At 67.5% G+C, this 17,960-nt stretch carries 20 protein-coding genes; 8 read left to right on the top strand and 12 right to left on the bottom strand.

The annotated features are described in order from the left end of the window. Positions 1 to 10 precede the first annotated feature (10 nt). From PotMrB4_RS20565 to minC, 6 genes are all read right to left on the bottom strand, one after another. Positions 11 to 1,300, bottom strand: a complete 1,290-nt coding sequence (locus tag PotMrB4_RS20565) for a M18 family aminopeptidase (protein WP_069559737.1) — start codon at positions 1,298 to 1,300, stop codon at positions 11 to 13. A 94-nt stretch (positions 1,301 to 1,394) separates the two neighbouring features. Continuing rightward, a complete protein-coding gene (locus PotMrB4_RS20560) occupies positions 1,395 to 1,970 on the bottom strand; it encodes a class I SAM-dependent methyltransferase (RefSeq protein WP_172434347.1) in 576 nt (191 codons plus the stop codon). Between the two features lie 3 nt (positions 1,971 to 1,973). Next, positions 1,974 to 2,609 carry an RluA family pseudouridine synthase gene (locus tag PotMrB4_RS20555; RefSeq protein ID WP_044412544.1) on the bottom strand — a complete coding sequence of 212 codons (636 nt, stop codon included), beginning with the start codon at positions 2,607 to 2,609 and terminating at the stop codon, positions 1,974 to 1,976. A 57-nt stretch (positions 2,610 to 2,666) separates the two neighbouring features. Continuing rightward, entirely contained in the window at positions 2,667 to 2,921 is a 255-nt protein-coding gene (gene minE, locus PotMrB4_RS20550) for a cell division topological specificity factor MinE (protein ID WP_044412541.1), read from the bottom strand. After that, positions 2,918 to 3,733, bottom strand: a complete 816-nt coding sequence (minD, locus tag PotMrB4_RS20545) for a septum site-determining protein MinD (RefSeq protein ID WP_044412538.1) — start codon at positions 3,731 to 3,733, stop codon at positions 2,918 to 2,920. The genes minE and minD overlap by 4 nt, the downstream gene beginning before the upstream one ends. A 102-nt stretch (positions 3,734 to 3,835) precedes the next feature. Next, a complete protein-coding gene (gene minC, locus PotMrB4_RS20540) occupies positions 3,836 to 4,585 on the bottom strand; it encodes a septum site-determining protein MinC (RefSeq protein ID WP_044412535.1) in 750 nt (249 codons plus the stop codon). 138 nt (positions 4,586 to 4,723) lie between these two features. On the opposite strand from minC, the gene PotMrB4_RS20535 reads away from it, so the two are divergent. Together PotMrB4_RS20535 and PotMrB4_RS20530 are read left to right on the top strand one after the other, a co-directional pair. Then, positions 4,724 to 5,644, top strand: a complete 921-nt coding sequence (locus PotMrB4_RS20535; RefSeq protein WP_044412532.1) for a lipid A biosynthesis lauroyl acyltransferase — start codon at positions 4,724 to 4,726, stop codon at positions 5,642 to 5,644. 39 nt (positions 5,645 to 5,683) lie between these two features. After that, positions 5,684 to 6,874: a patatin-like phospholipase family protein gene (locus tag PotMrB4_RS20530; RefSeq protein WP_142015613.1), complete on the top strand. Its 1,191-nt coding sequence runs from the start codon at positions 5,684 to 5,686 to the stop codon at positions 6,872 to 6,874. Here PotMrB4_RS20530 and PotMrB4_RS20525 read toward each other — a convergent pair. The 4 genes from PotMrB4_RS20525 to PotMrB4_RS20510 all read right to left on the bottom strand — a co-directional run bounded on the left by PotMrB4_RS20525 (position 6,871) and on the right by PotMrB4_RS20510 (position 10,637). Beyond that, entirely contained in the window at positions 6,871 to 7,719 is an 849-nt protein-coding gene (locus tag PotMrB4_RS20525; RefSeq protein WP_172434346.1) for a pirin family protein, read from the bottom strand. The genes PotMrB4_RS20530 and PotMrB4_RS20525 overlap by 4 nt on opposite strands. 141 nt (positions 7,720 to 7,860) lie before the next feature. Continuing rightward, positions 7,861 to 8,640 (bottom strand): MlaA family lipoprotein, encoded by a 780-nt coding sequence (locus PotMrB4_RS20520; RefSeq protein WP_107328569.1) that lies wholly within the window; start codon positions 8,638 to 8,640, stop codon positions 7,861 to 7,863. Then, positions 8,633 to 9,931, bottom strand: a complete 1,299-nt coding sequence (locus tag PotMrB4_RS20515; RefSeq protein ID WP_044412521.1) for an alpha/beta fold hydrolase family protein — start codon at positions 9,929 to 9,931, stop codon at positions 8,633 to 8,635. The genes PotMrB4_RS20520 and PotMrB4_RS20515 overlap by 8 nt, the downstream gene beginning before the upstream one ends. Positions 9,932 to 10,070: 139 nt before the next feature. After that, a complete protein-coding gene (locus tag PotMrB4_RS20510; protein WP_172434345.1) occupies positions 10,071 to 10,637 on the bottom strand; it encodes a hypothetical protein in 567 nt (188 codons plus the stop codon). Between the two features lie 133 nt (positions 10,638 to 10,770). Here PotMrB4_RS20510 and PotMrB4_RS20505 point away from each other — a divergent pair, with 133 nt between their 5' ends. The 3 genes from PotMrB4_RS20505 to PotMrB4_RS20495 all read left to right on the top strand — a co-directional run bounded on the left by PotMrB4_RS20505 (position 10,771) and on the right by PotMrB4_RS20495 (position 14,051). Then, complete coding sequence (locus tag PotMrB4_RS20505) at positions 10,771 to 11,151, top strand: hypothetical protein (protein ID WP_172434344.1); 381 nt, start codon at positions 10,771 to 10,773, stop codon at positions 11,149 to 11,151. Between the two features lie 111 nt (positions 11,152 to 11,262). After that, a complete protein-coding gene (gene pap / locus PotMrB4_RS20500) occupies positions 11,263 to 12,750 on the top strand; it encodes a polyphosphate:AMP phosphotransferase (RefSeq protein WP_142015626.1) in 1,488 nt (495 codons plus the stop codon). Positions 12,751 to 12,866: 116 nt separating this feature from the next. Beyond that, positions 12,867 to 14,051, top strand: a complete 1,185-nt coding sequence (locus PotMrB4_RS20495) for a thiolase family protein (protein ID WP_172434343.1) — start codon at positions 12,867 to 12,869, stop codon at positions 14,049 to 14,051. Between the two features lie 76 nt (positions 14,052 to 14,127). Here the strand turns inward: PotMrB4_RS20495 and PotMrB4_RS20490 are convergent, their stop codons facing one another. Next, the gene (locus PotMrB4_RS20490; RefSeq protein ID WP_044412510.1) at positions 14,128 to 14,334 is read right to left on the bottom strand and encodes a DUF6316 family protein; all 207 of its coding nucleotides are present in this window, start codon (positions 14,332 to 14,334) and stop codon (positions 14,128 to 14,130) included. A 214-nt stretch (positions 14,335 to 14,548) separates the two neighbouring features. On the opposite strand from PotMrB4_RS20490, the gene PotMrB4_RS20485 reads away from it, so the two are divergent. After that, positions 14,549 to 15,502 (top strand): DMT family transporter, encoded by a 954-nt coding sequence (locus tag PotMrB4_RS20485; protein WP_172434342.1) that lies wholly within the window; start codon positions 14,549 to 14,551, stop codon positions 15,500 to 15,502. Positions 15,503 to 15,508: 6 nt separating this feature from the next. Here the strand turns inward: PotMrB4_RS20485 and PotMrB4_RS20480 are convergent, their stop codons facing one another. Then, entirely contained in the window at positions 15,509 to 16,360 is an 852-nt protein-coding gene (locus PotMrB4_RS20480) for an HDOD domain-containing protein (RefSeq protein WP_172434341.1), read from the bottom strand. Between the two features lie 121 nt (positions 16,361 to 16,481). Here PotMrB4_RS20480 and ung point away from each other — a divergent pair, with 121 nt between their 5' ends. Continuing rightward, positions 16,482 to 17,177 carry a uracil-DNA glycosylase gene (gene ung, locus PotMrB4_RS20475; RefSeq protein WP_044412501.1) on the top strand — a complete coding sequence of 232 codons (696 nt, stop codon included), beginning with the start codon at positions 16,482 to 16,484 and terminating at the stop codon, positions 17,175 to 17,177. A 158-nt stretch (positions 17,178 to 17,335) separates the two neighbouring features. Next, positions 17,336 to 17,941, top strand: a complete 606-nt coding sequence (locus tag PotMrB4_RS20470) for an outer membrane protein (RefSeq protein WP_074970048.1) — start codon at positions 17,336 to 17,338, stop codon at positions 17,939 to 17,941. Positions 17,942 to 17,960 lie beyond the last annotated feature (19 nt).

Here is a 17,960-nt window from a genome sequence, read left to right as displayed (position 1 = left end):
GTGACTCCCTTCAGGGCAGATCGTGGCTGGAGTAGAACGCGGACAGCACCTTCACCAGGTGCGCCAGGTCATGGCTGCCGGCCAGTTCGCGGATGGAGTGCATGGCGAAGGTGGGCAGGCCGATGTCCACGGTGCGCACGCCCAGCTGGCTGGCGGTGATCGGGCCGATGGTGGAGCCGCAACCCATGTCGCTGCGGGTGACGAAGCTCTGCACCGGCACTTCGTTCTCCAGGCACAGGTGGCGGAAGAACCCGGCGGTCTCGCTGTTGGTGGCGTAGCGCTGGTTGCTGTTGATCTTGATCACCGGGCCGGCGTTGAGCTTGGGCCCGTGGTTGCCGTCGTGCTTGTCGGCGTAGTTGGGGTGCACGCCGTGGGCGTTGTCGGCGGAGACCAGCAGTGAGCGCTGGATCACCCGGGCGAAGGTGTCGCCTTCGGGCAGCAGGCGGCGCAGCACCTGCTCCAGGAAGGGGCCGTCGGCGCCGCAGGCGGAGCAGGAGCCCACTTCCTCGTGGTCGGTGCAGACCAGCACGCAGCTTTCGTCGCCCTCGGCGGCCAGCAGGGCCTGCAGGCCGGCGTAGCAGGAGAGCAGGTTGTCCAGGCGGGCGCCGGCGATGAAGTCACCGCCCAGGCCGATCACGGCGGCGTCCTGGGTGTCGTAGAAGCTCAGCTCGTAGTCGAGCACGGCATCGGCGGTGACGCCGTGTTCCAGGGTCAGCTGTTCGGCCAGCAGGTCACGGAATTCGCGGGTCTCGCCGGTGGCCAGCTGGGCCAGGATCGGCGGCAGCTCGGTCTGTGGGTTGATCGCCCAGCCCTGGTTGGCCTCGCGGTTGAGGTGGATGGCCAGGTTGGGGATGACGGCGATGGGGGCCTGGAAGTCCACCAGCTGGCTTTCCACGCGCCCGGCGGAGCGGTAGGTGACGCGGCCGGCGATGGACAGGTCGCGGTCGAACCAGGGCGCCAGCAGGGCGCCGCCGTAGACTTCCACGCCCAGTTGCCAGAAGCCCTGGCGGTGCAGTTCGGGGTTGGGCTTGATGCGCAGGCACGGGCTGTCGGTATGGGCGCCGACCAGGCGCAGGCCGCCTTCGAGGGGTGCGCGCTTGCCGAGGCGTACGGCGATCAGCGAGGAGTCGTTGCGGGTCACGTAGTAGCGACCACCGGCTTCGGCACGCCAGGCTTCGCGCTCATCCAGATGCACGTAGCCGGCGGCTTCCAGGCGCTTGGCCAGGCTGCGGGTGGCATGGAAAGGGGTAGGCGAGGCCTTGAGGAAATCGATCAGGCCCTGGTTCAACTCTTCGCGCATAAAACACTCCAGGCGGCAGTGGGCCGGAGTTTATCCCATCAGGCTCGGGGTTTAGCAGGCGAAGGGCGATGAATTTTGGCCAGCGGGGCGATAGTCACGGGCGCCGTGCGATCAGGCCGTACAGGTGCCAGTGCTTGGTGCGGCCTCGGGCAGTGGTGCCGTCGCGGTCGATTTCCTCTAGGTGCAGCACCTCCCAGCCGGCCAGCAGGGCGTCCAGCTGCGTGTGGGTGAAGGTGCAGACCTCGGGGCTGGCCCAGTCGTCGCGCTCGCCCAGCAGGTTGCCGCAGAACAGCCCGCCACCGGCCAGTGCCCGCTCGATGCGGTGCCACAGGCCGGGGAACTGCGCCGGGGCGCAGAAGGGCAGGGCGAAGGCGCTGTTCACCAGGTCGGCGGCGGGCAGCTCGGTGTGTTCGAAGGGTTCGCAGCGGGTTTGCAGGCGAGGCGCCCAGGCGGGGTCGAGCTGGGCCTGGAGGCGCTCCAGGGCTTCGGCTGCCTTGTCCACCGCCAGCACCTGCCAGCCCCGGCGCAGCAGCTCCAGGCTGTCGCGCCCGGCGCCGCAGCCCAGGTCGATGGCCAGGCCATCGGTGCGGCCGAGGAGTTCCAGGGCCTTGAGCAGTTCGGGCCAGGGCGGTGCCCCCTGGGTGCGGTCGTAGTAGAGGCGGTCGGCCATTGCTCAGAACGGCGCGGGGCACTCGAAGCGCAGGCGCTCGCCGCTCACCGGGTGGGTGAAGGCGAGCATGCTGGCGTGCAGGCACAGGCGTTCGTGGGCGGCCAGGGCTTCGTCGTGGGCGTACAGGCGGTCCCCCAGCAGCGGGTGGCCGATGGCGAGCATGTGCACGCGCAACTGGTGGGAGCGGCCGGTCACCGGGGTCAGCTCGACGCGGCAGTGGTTGCCGCAGCGTTCCAGCACGCGCCAGAAGGTCAGGGCGTGGCGGCCCTGCTCATGGTCCACCACGTGGCGTGGCTTGGTCGGCGGGTCGTAGCGCAGGGGCAGTTCGATGCGCCCGCTGTCCTGCTCCGGCTGGCCCCAGCACAGGGCGGTGTAGGCCTTCTCGGTCTCGCGGTCATGGAACTGGCGGGACAGCTCTCGGTGGCTGTCCGGATCACGGGCCAGCAGGATGATGCCCGAGGTCTCCCAGTCCAGCCGGTGCACGATCAGCGCCTCCGGGTAGCCGTTCTGCTGCAGGCGGGTGATCAGGCAGTCCTTGTTGTCCTCGGCACGGCCGGGGACGGATAGCAGCAGCGTCGGTTTGTTGATGACCAGGAAGGCTGGGTCCTGGTGGAGTATCTGGATCTGCGAGAGTGGCATCTGGGGTACCGGAAATGACGACGGCGGCCGAGGCCGCCGTCCTTGTTCACTCGCCGATCAACGATCGGGGAGGGTGATGTTCAGCTCGAGGATGGAGCAGTTGCCCTGGTCCTCCAGCATGACCTGGACCTGGTCCTGGTCGATGTTGACGTATTTGCGGATCACCTCCACGAGCTCCTTCTGCAGGGCCGGCAGGTAGTCCGGCTGGCTGCGTTGGCCACGCTCGTGGGCCACGATGATCTGAAGTCGTTCTTTAGCGATCGAAGCGCTGCTCTGCTTCTTCCGCTCGCGAAAGAAGTCAAGAATGTTCATTCACGGCCTCCAAAAAGGCGTTGCAGGAATCCTTTCTTCTGCACATCGAGGAAGCGGTGAGGCAGTTCCTTTCCGAGCAGGCGGTCGACGGCATCGCTGTACGCCTGACCGGCGTCGCTCTGATCGTCGAGGATGACCGGAATGCCCTGGTTGGATGCCTTGAGCACCGCCTGGGATTCCGGGATGACGCCCAGCAGGCGGATGGCGAGGATTTCCTCGACGTCCTCCACGCCCAGCATTTCGCCCTTGGTGACGCGTTCAGGGTCGTAACGGGTGAGCAGCAGGCGCTCCTTGATCGGCTCTTCGCCCTTCTCGGCGCGGCGGGACTTGCTGGCCAGCAGGCCGAGCATGCGATCGGAGTCGCGCACCGAGGAGACTTCGGGGTTGGTCACCACGATGGCCTCGTCGGCGTAGTACATGGCCAGGTGGGCGCCCTTCTCGATGCCGGCGGGGGAGTCGCAGACCACGTATTCGAAGCTCTGTGCCAGCTCTTCGATGACCTTGCCGACGCCTTCGATGGTCAGGGCGTCCTTGTCACGGGTCTGGCTGGCGGCCAGGACGTAGAGGTTGTCGAGGCGCTTGTCCTTGATCAGGGCCTGGGTGAGGGAGGCTTCGCCGTTGATGACGTTGACGAAGTCGTACACCACGCGGCGCTCGCAACCCATGATCAGGTCCAGGTTACGCAGGCCGACGTCGAAGTCGACGATGACGGTTTTGTGGCCGCGCAGTGCGAGGCCGGTGCCGATGGCGGCGCTGGTGGTGGTTTTGCCGACGCCACCCTTGCCGGACGTGACAACGAGGATCTTGGCCAAGGTGATTCACCCCAAAGAAGATAGAAATGGCGGGTAGCCTGCAGGCCCGGGATCGGCCGTCCTGGCGCCCGTTCAGGTCCCTTAAAATCGCGGCAGTATCCGTTAAAGGCGGGTGATGTTCAACACATCCCCCGACAGGCTGACCTGCACGGAATGGCCCCATGACGGATCGCGGCGCAGGTCCTCCGCGACCTTGTACTGGCCGGCCACCGAAACCAGTTCGGCGGCCAGTTGCTGGCAGAAGATCCGCGCCTGGGTATTGCCCTTGATGCCGGCCAGGGCGCGGCCTCGCATCGGGCCGTACACATGGATGTTGCCATCGGCCAGAAGTTCCGCACCCGGGCTCACCGGGGCGAGCACCACCAGGTCGCCACCGGGGGCGTAGACCTGCTGGCCGCCGCGCACCGGCGTGGTCACCAGCTTGGTGGGGCGGACCACCGGCTCCGGCGGCTTCTCGGGGGCTTTCTCTTCCTTCTTCACGGCGCCGGGCTCAACCGGGTCGATGGGGCGCTCGCGGGCGCCGGAAGGCGGCAGCACCGGCAGGTCCAGGGCATTGGCGGCCGCGACGTCCTGCTCGCGGCTGGCACGGATGGCCAGGGTGCGCAGGCCGTGGCGACGGCAGATTTCCATCAGCGCCGGCAGGTCCAGCTCGCCTTCGCCCTCGGGCAGCTTGTCCAGGGCCATGACCAGGGGCGTGTTCTGGAAGAAGTTGGGGGCCTGGGCGACCTTGTCCGCGAGCTGGCGATCCAGCCGTTCGAGGTCGTTGTGCGCCAGCTCCATCACGGTGATGGCGAGCATGCTGCCCTTGAGTTGGAACACGGGATCTTGGTCGAGGAGGTCAGCTTGGCTCATGGTCGTTCTGCGGGGTTCGGTGGGCAGGACTTATAGCGATATCGACCCGCCGTCGCAACCCGGATTCCGTGCCGGGGAGGCCGAGCGGCGGGCAATTCTGTAGAATGCCGGCCCTTGTCGATCTGCTTCGGAATCCTGATGGAACGTCCCCGTTTCCGTGCCGCCTTCCTGCACCCGCGTTTCTGGCCGCTGTGGCTGGGCCTGGGGCTGCTCTGGCTGCTCACCCAACTGCCTTACCCGGTGCTGGTGCGCCTAGGGCGCGTGCTCGGGGGCTGGATGGGGCGGCTGGCCGGCTCGCGTCGGCGCATCGTCCGGCGCAACCTCGAGCTGTGCTTCCCGGCCATGACGGCGGAGGCCCGTGAGCGCTTGCTGCGGGAGAACTTCGCCTCCACCGGCATCGCCTTCTTCGAGATGGCCATGAGCTGGTGGTGGCCGGCCGCGCGCCTGCGTCGCCTGGCCCACATCGAAGGCCTGGAGCACCTGCAGCAGGCCCAGGCCGAAGGGCAGGGCGTGATCCTCATGGCCCTGCACTTCACCACCCTGGAGATCGGCGCGGCACTGCTCGGCCAGGTGCACACCATCGACGGCATGTACCGCGAGCACAAGAACCCGCTGTTTGACTACATCCAGCGCCGGGGCCGCGAGCGCCACAACCTGGACGCCACCGCCATCGAGCGCGAGGACGTGCGCGCCATGCTCAAGGTGCTGCGTGCCGGCCGCGCCATCTGGTACGCGCCGGACCAGGACTACGGTGCCAAGCAGAGCCTGTTCGTGCCGCTGTTCGGCATCACCGCCGCCACCGTCACCGCCACCACCAAGTTCGCCCGCCTGGGCCGTGCCAAGGTGCTGCCCTTCACCCAGGAGCGGCTGGCCGATGGCTCGGGCTACCGCCTGGTGGTGCACCCGCCGCTGGCGGACTTCCCCGGCGAGAGCGAAGAGGCGGACTGCATCCGCATCAACCAGTGGATCGAGCAGGAGGTCAGCCGCCTGCCCGAGCAGTACCTGTGGGCGCACCGGCGCTTCAAGAGCCGGCCCGAGGGCGAGCCCAAGCTCTATTAGCGCTGGCCTACACTTGCGAGAAAAACAGCGGACGCCGCCATGACTTCGACCCCCGCCGCCACACCCGTCACAGGCCTGATCCTTTCCGGGGGTGGCGCCCGGGCGGCCTACCAGGTGGGGGTGCTGGCCGCCATCGCCGACCTGCTGCCGGATTCGGCGTGCAACCCCTTCCCGGTGATCGTCGGCACCTCCGCCGGTGCCATCAATGCCGTGGGCCTGGCCTGCGGCGCCCTGCACTTCAGCGAGGCGATCCGTCGCCTGACCGCCGTCTGGCAGGGCTTCGAGACGCACCAGGTGTACCGCAGCGACTGGCCCGGGGTGATGCGCCAGAGCCTGCGCTTCCTCGGCCACAGCCTGCTGGGCATGAACCGCCATTCGCCGGTGGCGCTGCTGGACAACGCGCCGCTGCGCACCCTGCTGGAGCGCGAGCTGGATTTCTCCGGCATTGCCGCCGCCATCCGCATGCGCCAGCTGCGTGCCGTGGCGGTGACCGCCTTCGGCTACGAGACCGGCCAGGCGGTGACCTTCTATCAAGGCCGCGCCACCATCGACCCCTGGTTCCGCCACCGCCGTGGCGGCGTGCCGACCCGGCTGAGCGTCGAGCACCTGATGGCCAGCGCCGCGATCCCGCTGATCTTTCCGCCGGTCAGGCTGCACCGCGAGTACTACGGCGACGGCGCGGTGCGCCAGTCGGCGCCCATCAGCCCGGCGCTGCACCTGGGCGCCAGCCGGGTGCTGGTGGTGGGGGTGAGCGGCAACCCCAGGGAGGACGCCCGTGACAACGGCATGGCCCGCCTCGGCACCGGCAACCCGCCGAGCCTTGCGCAGATCGGCGGGCACATGCTCAACAGCACCTTCATCGACAACCTGGAAAGCGACATCGAGCTGCTGGAGCGGATCAACCAGCTCAGCCGGCTGATCCCCGACGAGGCCCACCGGCGCAGCCTGGGGATGAAGCCGGTGGAGGTGCTGGTGGTGTCGCCCAGCCGGCCGCTGGATGAAATCGCCGCGCGCCATCGGCGCGAGCTGCCCCGTGCCATCCGCACCTTCCTGCGCGGACCGGGGGCCACCAAGGCCAGTGGTGCTGGGGTGATCAGCTACCTGCTGTTCGAGGCTGGCTACTGCAACGAGCTGATCGAGCTGGGCTACCAGGACGCGATGGCGCAGAAGCTGGAGCTGCAGGCGTTCCTCGGCCTGGTCGAGGACGCCACGCTGCCCGAACCGGCTTAGCCGGCCAAGCGGCCGTCGCGGTAGTCGCGCAGCGCCTGTTCGATCTCCTCCCGGCTGTTCATCACGAAGGGCCCGTACTGCACGATGGGCTCGCCCAGCGGGCGGCCCGCCAGCAGCAGCACCTTCGTGCCCTCGCTGCTCGCCAGCTCGACCGCACCCTGTTCCGAAAGACGCGCCAGGCGTCCCTTGCCGACCGGGTTGCCGTTCACATGCAGCGCGCCTTCGTACACGTACAGCAGCACCCGCAGGCCGTCGGCCAGGTGCGGCGCCACCCGGCTGCCGGCGGGCAGGTGGAGGTCGAAGAGGTGGGGTTCGGTGTGCGGGCGCTGCACCGCACCGTCCTGTTGCACCTGGCCATCGTCGAAGCGACCGGCGATCACCCGTGCCTCGACCCCACCGGCCGTGCGCAGGTGCGGAATCTCGCTGGGGGCGAAGTCGCGGTAGCCGGGGTCGCCGAGCTTGTCCCTGGCCGGCAGGTTGAGCCAGATCTGGAAGCCGCGCATGACGCCCTCCTGCTGCTCCGGCATCTCGCTGTGGATGATGCCGCGGGCGGCCGTCATCCACTGCACGCCGCCGTTCTCCAGCAGGCCGACGTTGCCCAGGTGGTCCTCGTGGCGCATGCGCCCTTCGAGCATGTAGGTGATGGTCTCGAAGCCCCGGTGCGGGTGTGCGGGGAAGCCGGCGACGTAGTCGTCCGGGTTGGCCGAGCCGAACTCGTCGAGCATCAGGAAGGGGTCGAAGCGTGGGATGCCCTGCTCGGCGAAGACGCGGATCAGGTTGACCCCGGCGCCGTCGGAAGCGGGCTGGCCGGGGCGTTGCTCAAGAAGCTGGCGATAGGTGCTCATGGGAGCCTCCCTGGATGACGGACCGGGCGATCCTAATCCAGGGAATTGAATGAGTGGTGCGTGATTTTGCGTGGTTTCAATCGAAGTGATGGATAAGTAGCCGATGAGGTCCCCACCCGGCTCCCGGGCGGGGAGGGCGCATCACTCGGCGATCTGCAGCTTGCGCGACTCGGTGTAGACGTAGCGGATCTTCTCGTACTCGAACGGCGAGTTGAGCTGGCCGTAGCGGAAGCTGGTGGTGTAGCGCTTGTCGACGATGCGCAGCGCGGTGATTTCCGGGTGGTCGCTGCTCACCTCCGCCACGTTGAGGAAGTTGATCTGGTTCTCCGCGGCGAAATCCACCACCAGGCCGGTGGTGTCGCGCAGGTTCGACGGCCCCAGCAGCGGCAGCATCAGGTAGGGGCCGGCGCCGACGCCGTAGAAGCCCAGGGTCTGGCCGAAGTCCTCGCTCTGCTTGGGCAGGCCCATCAGGGTGGCCGGGTCCCACAGGCCGACCACGCCGATGGTGGTGTTGAGCAGCAGGCGCCCGGTGACCTCCATGGAGCGCTGGCCCTTGAACTGCAGCAGGCTGTTGACCAGGTTGGGCACGTCGCCGAGGTTGCTGAAGAAGTTGCTCACGCCGCTGCGCACGAAGCGCGGCGTGACGTAGGTGTAGCCACGCACCACGGGCAGGAACACCCACTGATCGAAGCGGTAGTTGAAGTGGTAGACGCGGCGGTTCCAGGACTCCAGCGGGTCGTAGACCTCCAGGGCATCGAAGGTCGAGCGCTCGAATTCGCGCTGGTCCAGGCCGGGGTTGAACGTCAGCTGGCGCAGCGGCTGGGTGAAGCCGTCCGGGTCGGCAACGGGTTTGGCCGGGGTGTCGGCGAATGCCGGCAGGCTGGCCATCAGCAGGGCGGGCAGGAGTGCGTACTTAGCCACGGAAGAACTCCAGCATGGCGTCGCTGTTGACGCGGTAGTTGAGGTTGCCGCAGTGCCCGCCATGGGGGTAGACGGTCAGGCGGTCGCCGAAGGTACGGCGCAGGAAGCCCAGGTCACCGGTGCCGAGGATCACGTCGTCGGCGTTGTGCATCACCGCGATCTTGCTGCTGCTTTTGAGGTAGTCCTCCAGGGCGTAGAGGCTCACCTGGTCGATCAGCTGGGTCAGGCTGCCGCCGTCGAAGCGCGCGCGCCAGAAGGGGATCAGTTGCTCGGTGATGTAGCAGTCGAAGTCACACAGCAGTGCGCCCTTGAAGTAGGGCGTCAGGCTCGTGCCTTCGGTGATGGGCATCTTCACCGGGGTGATCAGCCCGCGACGGTTGATCAGGTCCGAGGTGAAGGCGATATCCGAGGCGGAAAAACGGAACGAGGTGCCGATCAGCATCGCCATCTGTTCGTTGGAGAGCTTCTGCTTGGACTGCTGGAAGTCGTAGAGCATCGCGTCGTTGATGTCGACGTAGCCGCGCTGCTGGAAGTAGCGGGTGAGCTTGCCCAGCACCACTTCATAGAAGTTGGTGTTGGTGTCGATGCCCTTCACCCGTGTCTGCACCAGGCGGTCGAGGTTGCTGATGGAGGTGTAGAGGTTCACCGGCGGGTTGAGCAGCAGCACGCGCTTGAAGTTGAAGCTGCGCCGGGTCTCGTCCAGGTGGCTGACGAAGGCCGCCTCCAGGGCGCCCAGGCTGTAGCCGGTGAGGTAGAAGTCGGTGACCGGCAGGCGCGGGTGCTGTGCGCGCACGGCCTGCATCACCCGGTACAGGTCGTCGGCGTCCTCGGTGGACAGGCCGGGGGTGGCGAAGCGCGAGGCGGCGGCCATGAAGTCGTAGCTGCTCGGCGAGGACAGCTGCACCACGTGGAAGCCGGCGCCGTAGAACAGCTTCTTCAGGTACTCGGCGAGGGTGCTGGAGTAGTGCGCACCGGTGCCGGCGATGATGAACACCAGCGGCGCCGCATGGTCCTGCTTGGCCAGGCGGTAGCCCAGGGTGCGCACCGGCCAGAAGTTGTCCGGCAGCTGGAACTCCCGCTCGGGGCGCAGCTTCAGCGAGTAGTCGGCCTGGTCGATGTCCTCGTCGTCCGGCAGCTCGGGGCGCAGCTCGGGCGGCGTGGTGGCGATGGTCGCCTCGAACGGGTTGGTCAGCGGGTAGCCGTAGCTGGCCGCGTCGATGTCGGCCGCCCACAGCGGGGCACAGAAAAGCAGGCCGCCAAGCAGGGCGGCGATACGGCGGGTCAGGGCCATGTGGGTCGTTCTCGTGGCTGGAGCGTGAGGGCCGAGTGAAGTACGCAGGCTATGACAAGCGCAACCGCAGCAAAGTGCCGCAGTGAATGGCAATCTGCCTGCCCCCGGCCAGGCTGGCAAGAACAAAGCCGTGGGCGGCTCAGTCCAGGCGCTCGATGCGCTCCAGCCAGACCAGTTCGCAGGCACCGTTGCCGGTGTCCTCGCGGGTCAGCGAGCTGACCCAGGTGAAGCCGTCGTCGCCGTCCACCCTGACCAGCTGCCCGCTGATGCGGATGCGCTGGCCGGGCGCCACGTCCGCCAGGTCGCGAGCCACCTGCGCCGTGGCCGGGATCATGTGCATGTTGGCGCTGTGGGTCTCGATCTCCCGCCGGGGAATGGGGAAGCGCTCGGTGGACCAGTGGTACCAGCGGTTGCCCTGGGTGATGCGGATCTGCGCCAGCACCGCCGGATCGGCCATCGGCCCCCAGCCCAGGGCCAGGTCGGTGGGGGAGAGGCGGGCGCCGGCGTCGAAGCGGTAGTCCTCGCGGCCGAGGATGCGCGCCTCCAGCTGGAAGGGCTGCAGCGGGGTGATGCGGTCCTTGCCCACGCGCAGCTCCCCGGAGGCGATGCTGGCCGGCGGTGTGTGCGGGGTGGGGCGGGCCATGGTGTAGAGCATCCAGGCCAGGGCCAGCGCCGCGCAGAGGTAGACGAAGCGGGACAGGTTCATGGGGCGCAGTGTAGTGGCTGCAGGGCAAGGCGGAACCCGGCGCCTGGCCCCTCGTCACAATTGTGCGAAGCACCTTGCATAAGGCTTGCGGCGGTTTATCCTTGGCGCCGCTTTTCATCCACCGGAGAGAACCATGTCCCGCCGTTTCCCCCTCATTGCCCTGCTGGTGCTGTTCGCCCTCTGGTTGGCCGGCAGCTACGGGTTGCGCTATGCGCTGATGGAGGATGCCCAGTGGGTCGGGCTCTGCGTGGAAGACGCCCAGCGCTGGGAATGCCAGCTGCGTGCCGGCCTGGGCCTGCTGATCCACCACCGGGTGATCGCCCTGGGTGCCCTGGGCCTGGCGCTGGTGGCCTTCTTCCTGCCCGGCCGCGCCGGCTGGCGCCTGGGTGTGCTGTGCATGCTGGTGGCCCTGCCGGCCATGGTGCTGTACAGCGCCAGCATCGGCGTGTTCGCCGTGGTGATCGCAGCCCTGCGGCTGGTACGTCGCCCGGGGGCAACGCCCGCCACGGCCTGACGGCCCATGTCACTGGAAAGGGATGCCGAGGCATCCCTTTTTTATTGACGCCGTTCTGTACGCACTCACGCCGGCTCCGCTATTTTTTCCCGATCAACCAGGGAGAGACGCATGTTCGAATCTGCGGAAATCGGCCATTCCATCGACAAGGACACCTACGAGAAAGGTGTGCTGGAGCTTCGCGAGGCGCTGCTGGAGGCGCAGTTCGAGCTGAAGCAGCAGGCACGCTTCCCGGTGGTAATCCTGATCAACGGCATCGAGGGGGCCGGCAAGGGCGAGACGGTCAAGCTGCTCAACGAGTGGATGGACCCGCGCCTGATCCATGTCGAGAGCTTCCTCACCCCCACCGACGAGGAGCTGGCGCGGCCGCCGCAGTGGCGCTTCTGGCGCAAGCTGCCGCCCAAGGGGCAGATCGGCATCTTCTTCGGCAACTGGTACAGCCAGATGCTCCACGCCCGGGTGGAGGGCGACATCAAGGACGCCCGCTTCGACCAGGCCATCGACGGTGCCGAGCGCTTCGAGCGGATGCTCTGCGACGAGGGCGCGCTGATCTTCAAGTTCTGGTTCCACCTGTCCAAGAAGCAGCTCAAGCAGCGCCTCAAGACCCTGGAAAGCGACCCCCAGCGCAGCTGGCAGCTCAACCCGCTGGACTGGAAGCAGAGCGAGACCTACGACCGCTTCGTGCGCTTTGGCGAGCGCATGCTGCGCCGCACCAGTCGCGACTATGCGCCCTGGTACGTGATCGAGGGCATCGACGAGCACTACCGTAGCCTCAGCGTCGGCCGCATCCTGCTGGAGGGCCTGCAGGCGGCGCTCAAGCGCAAGGATCGGCAGCAACCGCAACCCCATGCCGCACCGCTGACCTCCAGCCTGGACAACCGCAGCCTGCTGGATGCCCTCGACCTCGGCCTGTCCCTGGACAAGGACGAATACCGCGAACAACTGGCCGCCGAGCAGGCGCGCCTGGCCAAGCTGATGTGGGACAAGCGCTTCCGCAGCCATGCGCTGATGGCGGTTTTCGAGGGCAACGACGCTGCCGGCAAGGGCGGGGCGATCCGCCGCGTCACCGGCGCCCTCGACCCGCGCCAGTACCGCACCGTGCCCATTGCCGCCCCCACCGAGGAGGAGCGCGCGCAGCCCTACCTGTGGCGTTTCTGGCGGCACGTGCCGCCGCGCCGGCAGTTCACCATCTTCGACCGCTCCTGGTACGGCCGGGTGCTGGTGGAGCGGGTCGAGGGGTTCTGCAGCCAGGCCGACTGGCTGCGGGCCTACAGCGAGATCAACGACTTCGAGGAGCAATTGCACGACCACGGCATCGTGGTGGTGAAGTTCTGGCTGTCCATCGACAAGGACGAGCAGATGAAGCGCTTCAAGGAGCGCGAGCAGACCTCGTTCAAGCGCTACAAGATCACCGAGGAAGACTGGCGCAACCGCGACAAGTGGGACCAGTACGTCAGCGCGGTGGGCGACATGGTGGACCGCACCAGCACCGAGATCGCGCCCTGGACCCTGGTGGAGGCCAACGACAAGCGCTATGCCCGGGTGAAGGTGCTGCGCACCATCAATGACGCCCTGGAGGCCGCTTTCCGCAAGTCCTGAACCATGGGCGCGCATACGCCGGGTGAATGATCGTCGCGGGCGAGGATAGTCGGCATCTATCCTCGCCCCATCGTCAATGGACACCCGTCCTCCAACCGACAAGAAAGAGGTGCCTCATGCGTGAAGTGGTGATAGTCGACAGCGTCCGGACCGGCCTGGCCAAGTCCTTCCGCGGCAAGTTCAACATGACCCGGCCCGACGACATGGCCGCCCACTGCGTGAACGCGCTGCTGGCACGCAACGACCTGGACCCGGCGCTGGTGGACGACTGCGTGGTCGGGGCCGGCTCCAACGAAGGCGCCCAGGGCCACAACATCGGCCGTAACGTGGCCGTGCTGTCCGGCCTGGGCATCGGCGTCGCCGGCATGACCCTGAACCGCTACTGCTCCTCCGGCCTGCAGGCCATCGCCATCGCCGCCAACCAGATCGCCTCCGGCTGCAGCGACGTGATGGTGGCTGGCGGCGTGGAGTCCATCACCCTGACGCTGAAGAGCATCAACCAGGACAACTTCGTCAACCCGCGCCTGAAGCTGGAACACCCCGGCATCTACTACCCCATGGGCCAGACCGCCGAAATCGTCGCGCGCCGCTACAACGTCAGCCGCGAGGTCCAGGACCTCTACGCCCTGCAGAGCCAGCAGCGCACCGCCCGCGCCCAGGCCGACGGCCTGTTCGCCGACGAGATCGTGCCGATGAACGTCAAGTACGTGGTGGAGGACAAGGCCACCGGCGAGAAGCAGGTTCTCGATGGCGTGGTCGACCGCGACGACTGCAACCGCGCCGACACCACCCTGGAGGGCCTGAACAGTCTCAAGCCGGTGTTCTCCGAAGACGGCAGCGTCACCGCCGGCAACTCCTCCCAGCTCTCCGACGGCGCCTCCATGACCCTGCTGATGAGCCTGGACAAGGCCATCGAGCTGGGCCTCAAGCCTCGTGCCTTCTTCCGTGGCTTCACCGTGGCCGGCTGCGAGCCGGACGAAATGGGCATCGGCCCGGTGTTCTCGGTGCCCAAGCTGCTCAAGGCCCGTGGCCTGAGCGTCGACGATATCGACCTGTGGGAACTGAACGAGGCCTTCGCCTCCCAGTGCGTCTATGCCCGTGATCGCCTGGGCATCGATAACGAGAAGTACAACGTCAACGGCGGCTCCATCTCCATCGGCCACCCCTTCGGCATGACCGGCTCGCGCCAGGTCGGCCACCTGGTGCGCGAGCTGCAGCGTCGCGGCAAGCGCTACGGCATCGTCACCATGTGCGTGGGCGGCGGCATGGGCGCCACCGGGCTGTTCGAAGCGGTCCGCTGAGTTCCGGCGGCCCATATGCGCGAAACCCGCTGGAGGGGACTCCAGCGGGTTTCGTCGTTTCAGGGCGGCAGGTTCGTCAGGCGCGGCTGGCGATCATCTCCTTGGCCTGGACCATGCGGCGGATGTAGGAGGTGATTTCCCGCTCGGCATCGGCCCGGGTGAAGTAGGGGCCTTCCAGGGTGCCTTCGCGGGTGGCGAAGAAGTACTGGCCGTTCACCGAGCTGATCCGGTCGCTGCGGTAGTGGGTGCCGGGACCGGCGTCTTCAGTGCGTTGGCCGTACATGCGGGCTCTCCGAAAGCGGCGTACAGATGCCTGGAGTCTAATGCGTCGCCGCTGCGCTGCACGGGCCGGCGATGGACGGTTGTGATCACAGGTGCGGGTGGTCGACCGGTACAGTTGGCCGGCAGCCTGGCGGGCGGGTGTAGCTGTCCTGCCGGCCGGGCCCGCCCTAGAATGGCGCACCCGCCGTCCTGCGGGCCCTGCCCTGAGGTTTCCCATGCATGTTTCATCCGGCCGCTGGTTTCTCGGCCTGGTTCTCGCCCTCGTCACTGCGGTGCTCTGGGGCATCCTGCCCATCAAGCTGAAGGAAGTGCTGAAGGTGATGGACCCGGTCACCGTGACCTGGTACCGCCTGGTGGTTTCCGGCTCCCTGCTGTTCCTCTACCTGGCGGCCACGCGGCGCCTGCCGACGTTTCGACCGCTGGGGCGCAAGGGCGGCTGGCTGGTGGCGCTGGCCATCGGCGGCCTGCTGGGGAACTACGTGCTCTACCTGATGGGCCTGCGCATGCTGACGCCGGGTACCACGCAGCTGGTGATCCAGGTGGCGCCGATCCTGCTGTTGCTGGGCAGCCTGTTCGTCTTCAAGGAGCGCTTCAGCCTCGGCCAGGCCCTGGGCCTGCTGGTGCTGGTGAGCGGGTTCGGGCTGTTCTTCAACCAGCGCCTGGAGGAGTTGTTCACCTCCCTGGGCAGCTACACCACCGGTGTGCTGATCGTCCTCGGCGCGGCCTTCGTCTGGACCTTCTACGGGCTGGCGCAGAAGCAGCTGCTGACGGTGTGGAATTCCATGCAGGTGATGATGGTGATCTACCTCGGCTGCGCCCTGCTGCTGACCCCCTGGGTCTCGCCGCTGGAGGCGCTGCAATTGAGCCCGCTGCAGGGCTGGCTGCTGCTGGCCTGCTGCCTGAACACCCTGGTGGCCTACGGCGCCTTCGCCGAGGCCCTGGCCCATTGGGAGGCCTCCCGGGTCAGCGCGACGCTGGCCATCACCCCGCTGGTGACCTTCGCCTCGGTGGCGGTCGCTGCCAGCCTGTGGCCGGACCACGTCCACCCCGAGCAGATCAACGGCCTGGCCTACGGCGGGGCCGTGCTGGTGGTGCTGGGTTCGGCGCTGACCGCCCTGGCTCCCTCACTGGTGCGCAGCTGGAAGGCCCGCCGCCAGCGGGCCGGGTGATGCCGCTCAGGCGTGGCCCTTGCCGCCCATCAGCTTGAACCAGAACGCCACACCGCTGGCCAGTTCGGTGCGCAGGGTGGCAGCGTCCAACTGGTCCGCCCGCTCCCTGAGCACCCGCCGCCAGGCGGGTAGCTGGGGCAGGCTTTCGTCGTCCGGCTCGCTGGCGCAGAGGCGGCTGGCCACCTGCACCAGGTCGGCCAGGTCGGCCCGCTCGCCGTGCTGGCGATCCCAGTGGGTGCGATGGCGCGCGCAGTCCACCAGCACCGGGGGCAGCTTCCAGGCCGTCAGCACCACCACGCCGATGTCTGCCGAGAGCTGTTCGCACAGCTGCTCCAGCACGGCTTCTTCGCGGGGGATCTCGGGCCACTGGTCGGCCTCGTCCAGCAGCGGCAGGCTGCCGATGTCCTGCACCAGGCCGGCGAGCATGGCGTCCTCCAGGGAGAGGCGGGTGTAGTCCTGGGCCAGGCAGGCGCAGTAGGCGGCACAGAGCAGGGCGGTGTTCCAGCGATGGCGGAAGACCTTCTGCAGCACCGGGTTCTGGGTGGTCAGCAGGTTCTGCAGGGTGAAGCTGAGCACCAGGTTGTTCAGGCGTTGCATGCCCAGGCGGGCGATCACCTCCTGCAGGTTCACCCCCGGCCGCAGGTTGCGCAGCAGCGGGGTGGCGGCGAACTGCATCAGGTAGGCCGCCAGCGGCGGGTTGCTGTGCAGCAGGCGCGTCACCTGCTCCAGGGAGGCGTGCTCGGACGAGAGCAGCTTGCGCAGCTGCATCGAGGTCTCCGGCATCTGCGGGACCTTGGCCTCGCCCTTCATGAAGTGGCTGAGCAGCGAGAACTTGAGGCGGTCGTAGCGGTTATCCATGGGGTGTGTCCTTCCTCCCTCCTCGATTGACAAGAGTAGAGGGCATTTCTTAGGGTGCCCGACCACTGGACGGCCGGCCGGCCGTGCTCATGCGCCACGGGCGCCGCAGACGGGATGCACCATGACTGAAAGTGATCGGATCAAGCTCGAGGCAGGCTGGAAAGAAGCCCTGCGCGACGAATTCGACAAACCTTACATGAAAGCGCTGGGAAATTTCCTACGCACTGAGAAGGCTGCCGGAAAAGAGATCTACCCGCCGGGACCGATGATCTTCAACGCCCTCAACTCCACACCGCTGGACCAGGTGAAGGTGGTGATCATCGGCCAGGACCCGTACCACGGCCCGGGCCAGGCCCACGGCCTGTGCTTCTCGGTGCAGCCGGGGGTGGCCATCCCGCCGTCGCTGCTGAACATCTACAAGGAGCTCAAGCGCGACCTGAACCTCGACATGCCCAGCCACGGCTACCTGCAGAGCTGGGCCGAGCAGGGCGTGCTGCTGCTCAACACCTCCCTCACCGTCGAGCGCGGCCAGGCCGGTTCCCACGCCAACCAGGGCTGGCAGCCGTTCACCGACCGGGTGATCGAAGTGGTCAGCCAGCACCAGCCGCACCTGGTGTTCCTGCTCTGGGGCGCCCATGCCCAGAGCAAGCAGCGGCTGATCGACACCCAGAAGCACCTCGCCCTGCGCTCGCCGCACCCCTCGCCGCTGTCGGCCCACCGGGGCTTCCTCGGCAACGGGCACTTCAGCCGCTGCAACAAGTTCCTCGAACAGCACGGGCTGGCCCCCATCGATTGGCGCGTCCCGCCGCTGGACTGAGTCGCCGCAAGGGCCGCAACCCCCGCCCCGGGCCTGATTTCCTGATCGACCGGCTGTTCAGCCGAGGTTCAGAGAGGGTTCAGGGGCGGTTCAGTGACCCGCCTGCATCATGGCTCCCGAGTTCGACACCTACACACGTCAACAGGGAGAACCCCCTCATGAAGAAGATCCTCACCCCCCTCGCGCTGGCCACCACCCTGGGCTTCACCGCACTGTCCGCCCAGGCCGCCGAGCCGTTCGTGGGCCTGACCTGGGGCCAGACCAACAACAACATCCAGAACTCCTCGGCGCTGAACGCCAACATGGACCACCCGAGCCTGGACAAGGTCATCCACAAGACCGGCACCTGGGGCATCCGCGCCGGCCAGGCCGATGACAAGGGCCGCTACTACGCGACCTACGAGAACTTCTCCGACACCCACAGCGGCAACAAGCTGCGCCAGCAGAACCTGCTCGGCAGCTACGACCTGTTCCTCCCCCTGGGTGACAACAACACCAAGCTGTTCGGCGGTGCCACCCTGGGCCTGGTCAAGCTCGAGCAGGACGGCTCCGGCCTGCGTCGCGACAGCGACATCGGCTACGCCGCCGGCCTGCAGGCCGGTATCCTCCAGGAGCTGAACAAGAACACCTCCATCGAGGCCGGCTATCGTTACCTGCGTACCAACGCCAGCACCGAAGTCGCGCCCCACGGCGGTCCCAAGCTGGGCTCCCTGGACCTGCACAGCAGCTCCCAGGCCTACGTTGGTGCCACCTACAAGTTCTGACCCGCTGCACCCACGGGCC

Origin of the sequence: Metapseudomonas otitidis (assembly GCF_011397855.1) — a bacterium.
Classification (GTDB): domain Bacteria; phylum Pseudomonadota; class Gammaproteobacteria; order Pseudomonadales; family Pseudomonadaceae; genus Metapseudomonas; species Metapseudomonas otitidis.
This window is presented reverse-complemented; position numbering and strand designations above follow the sequence as displayed.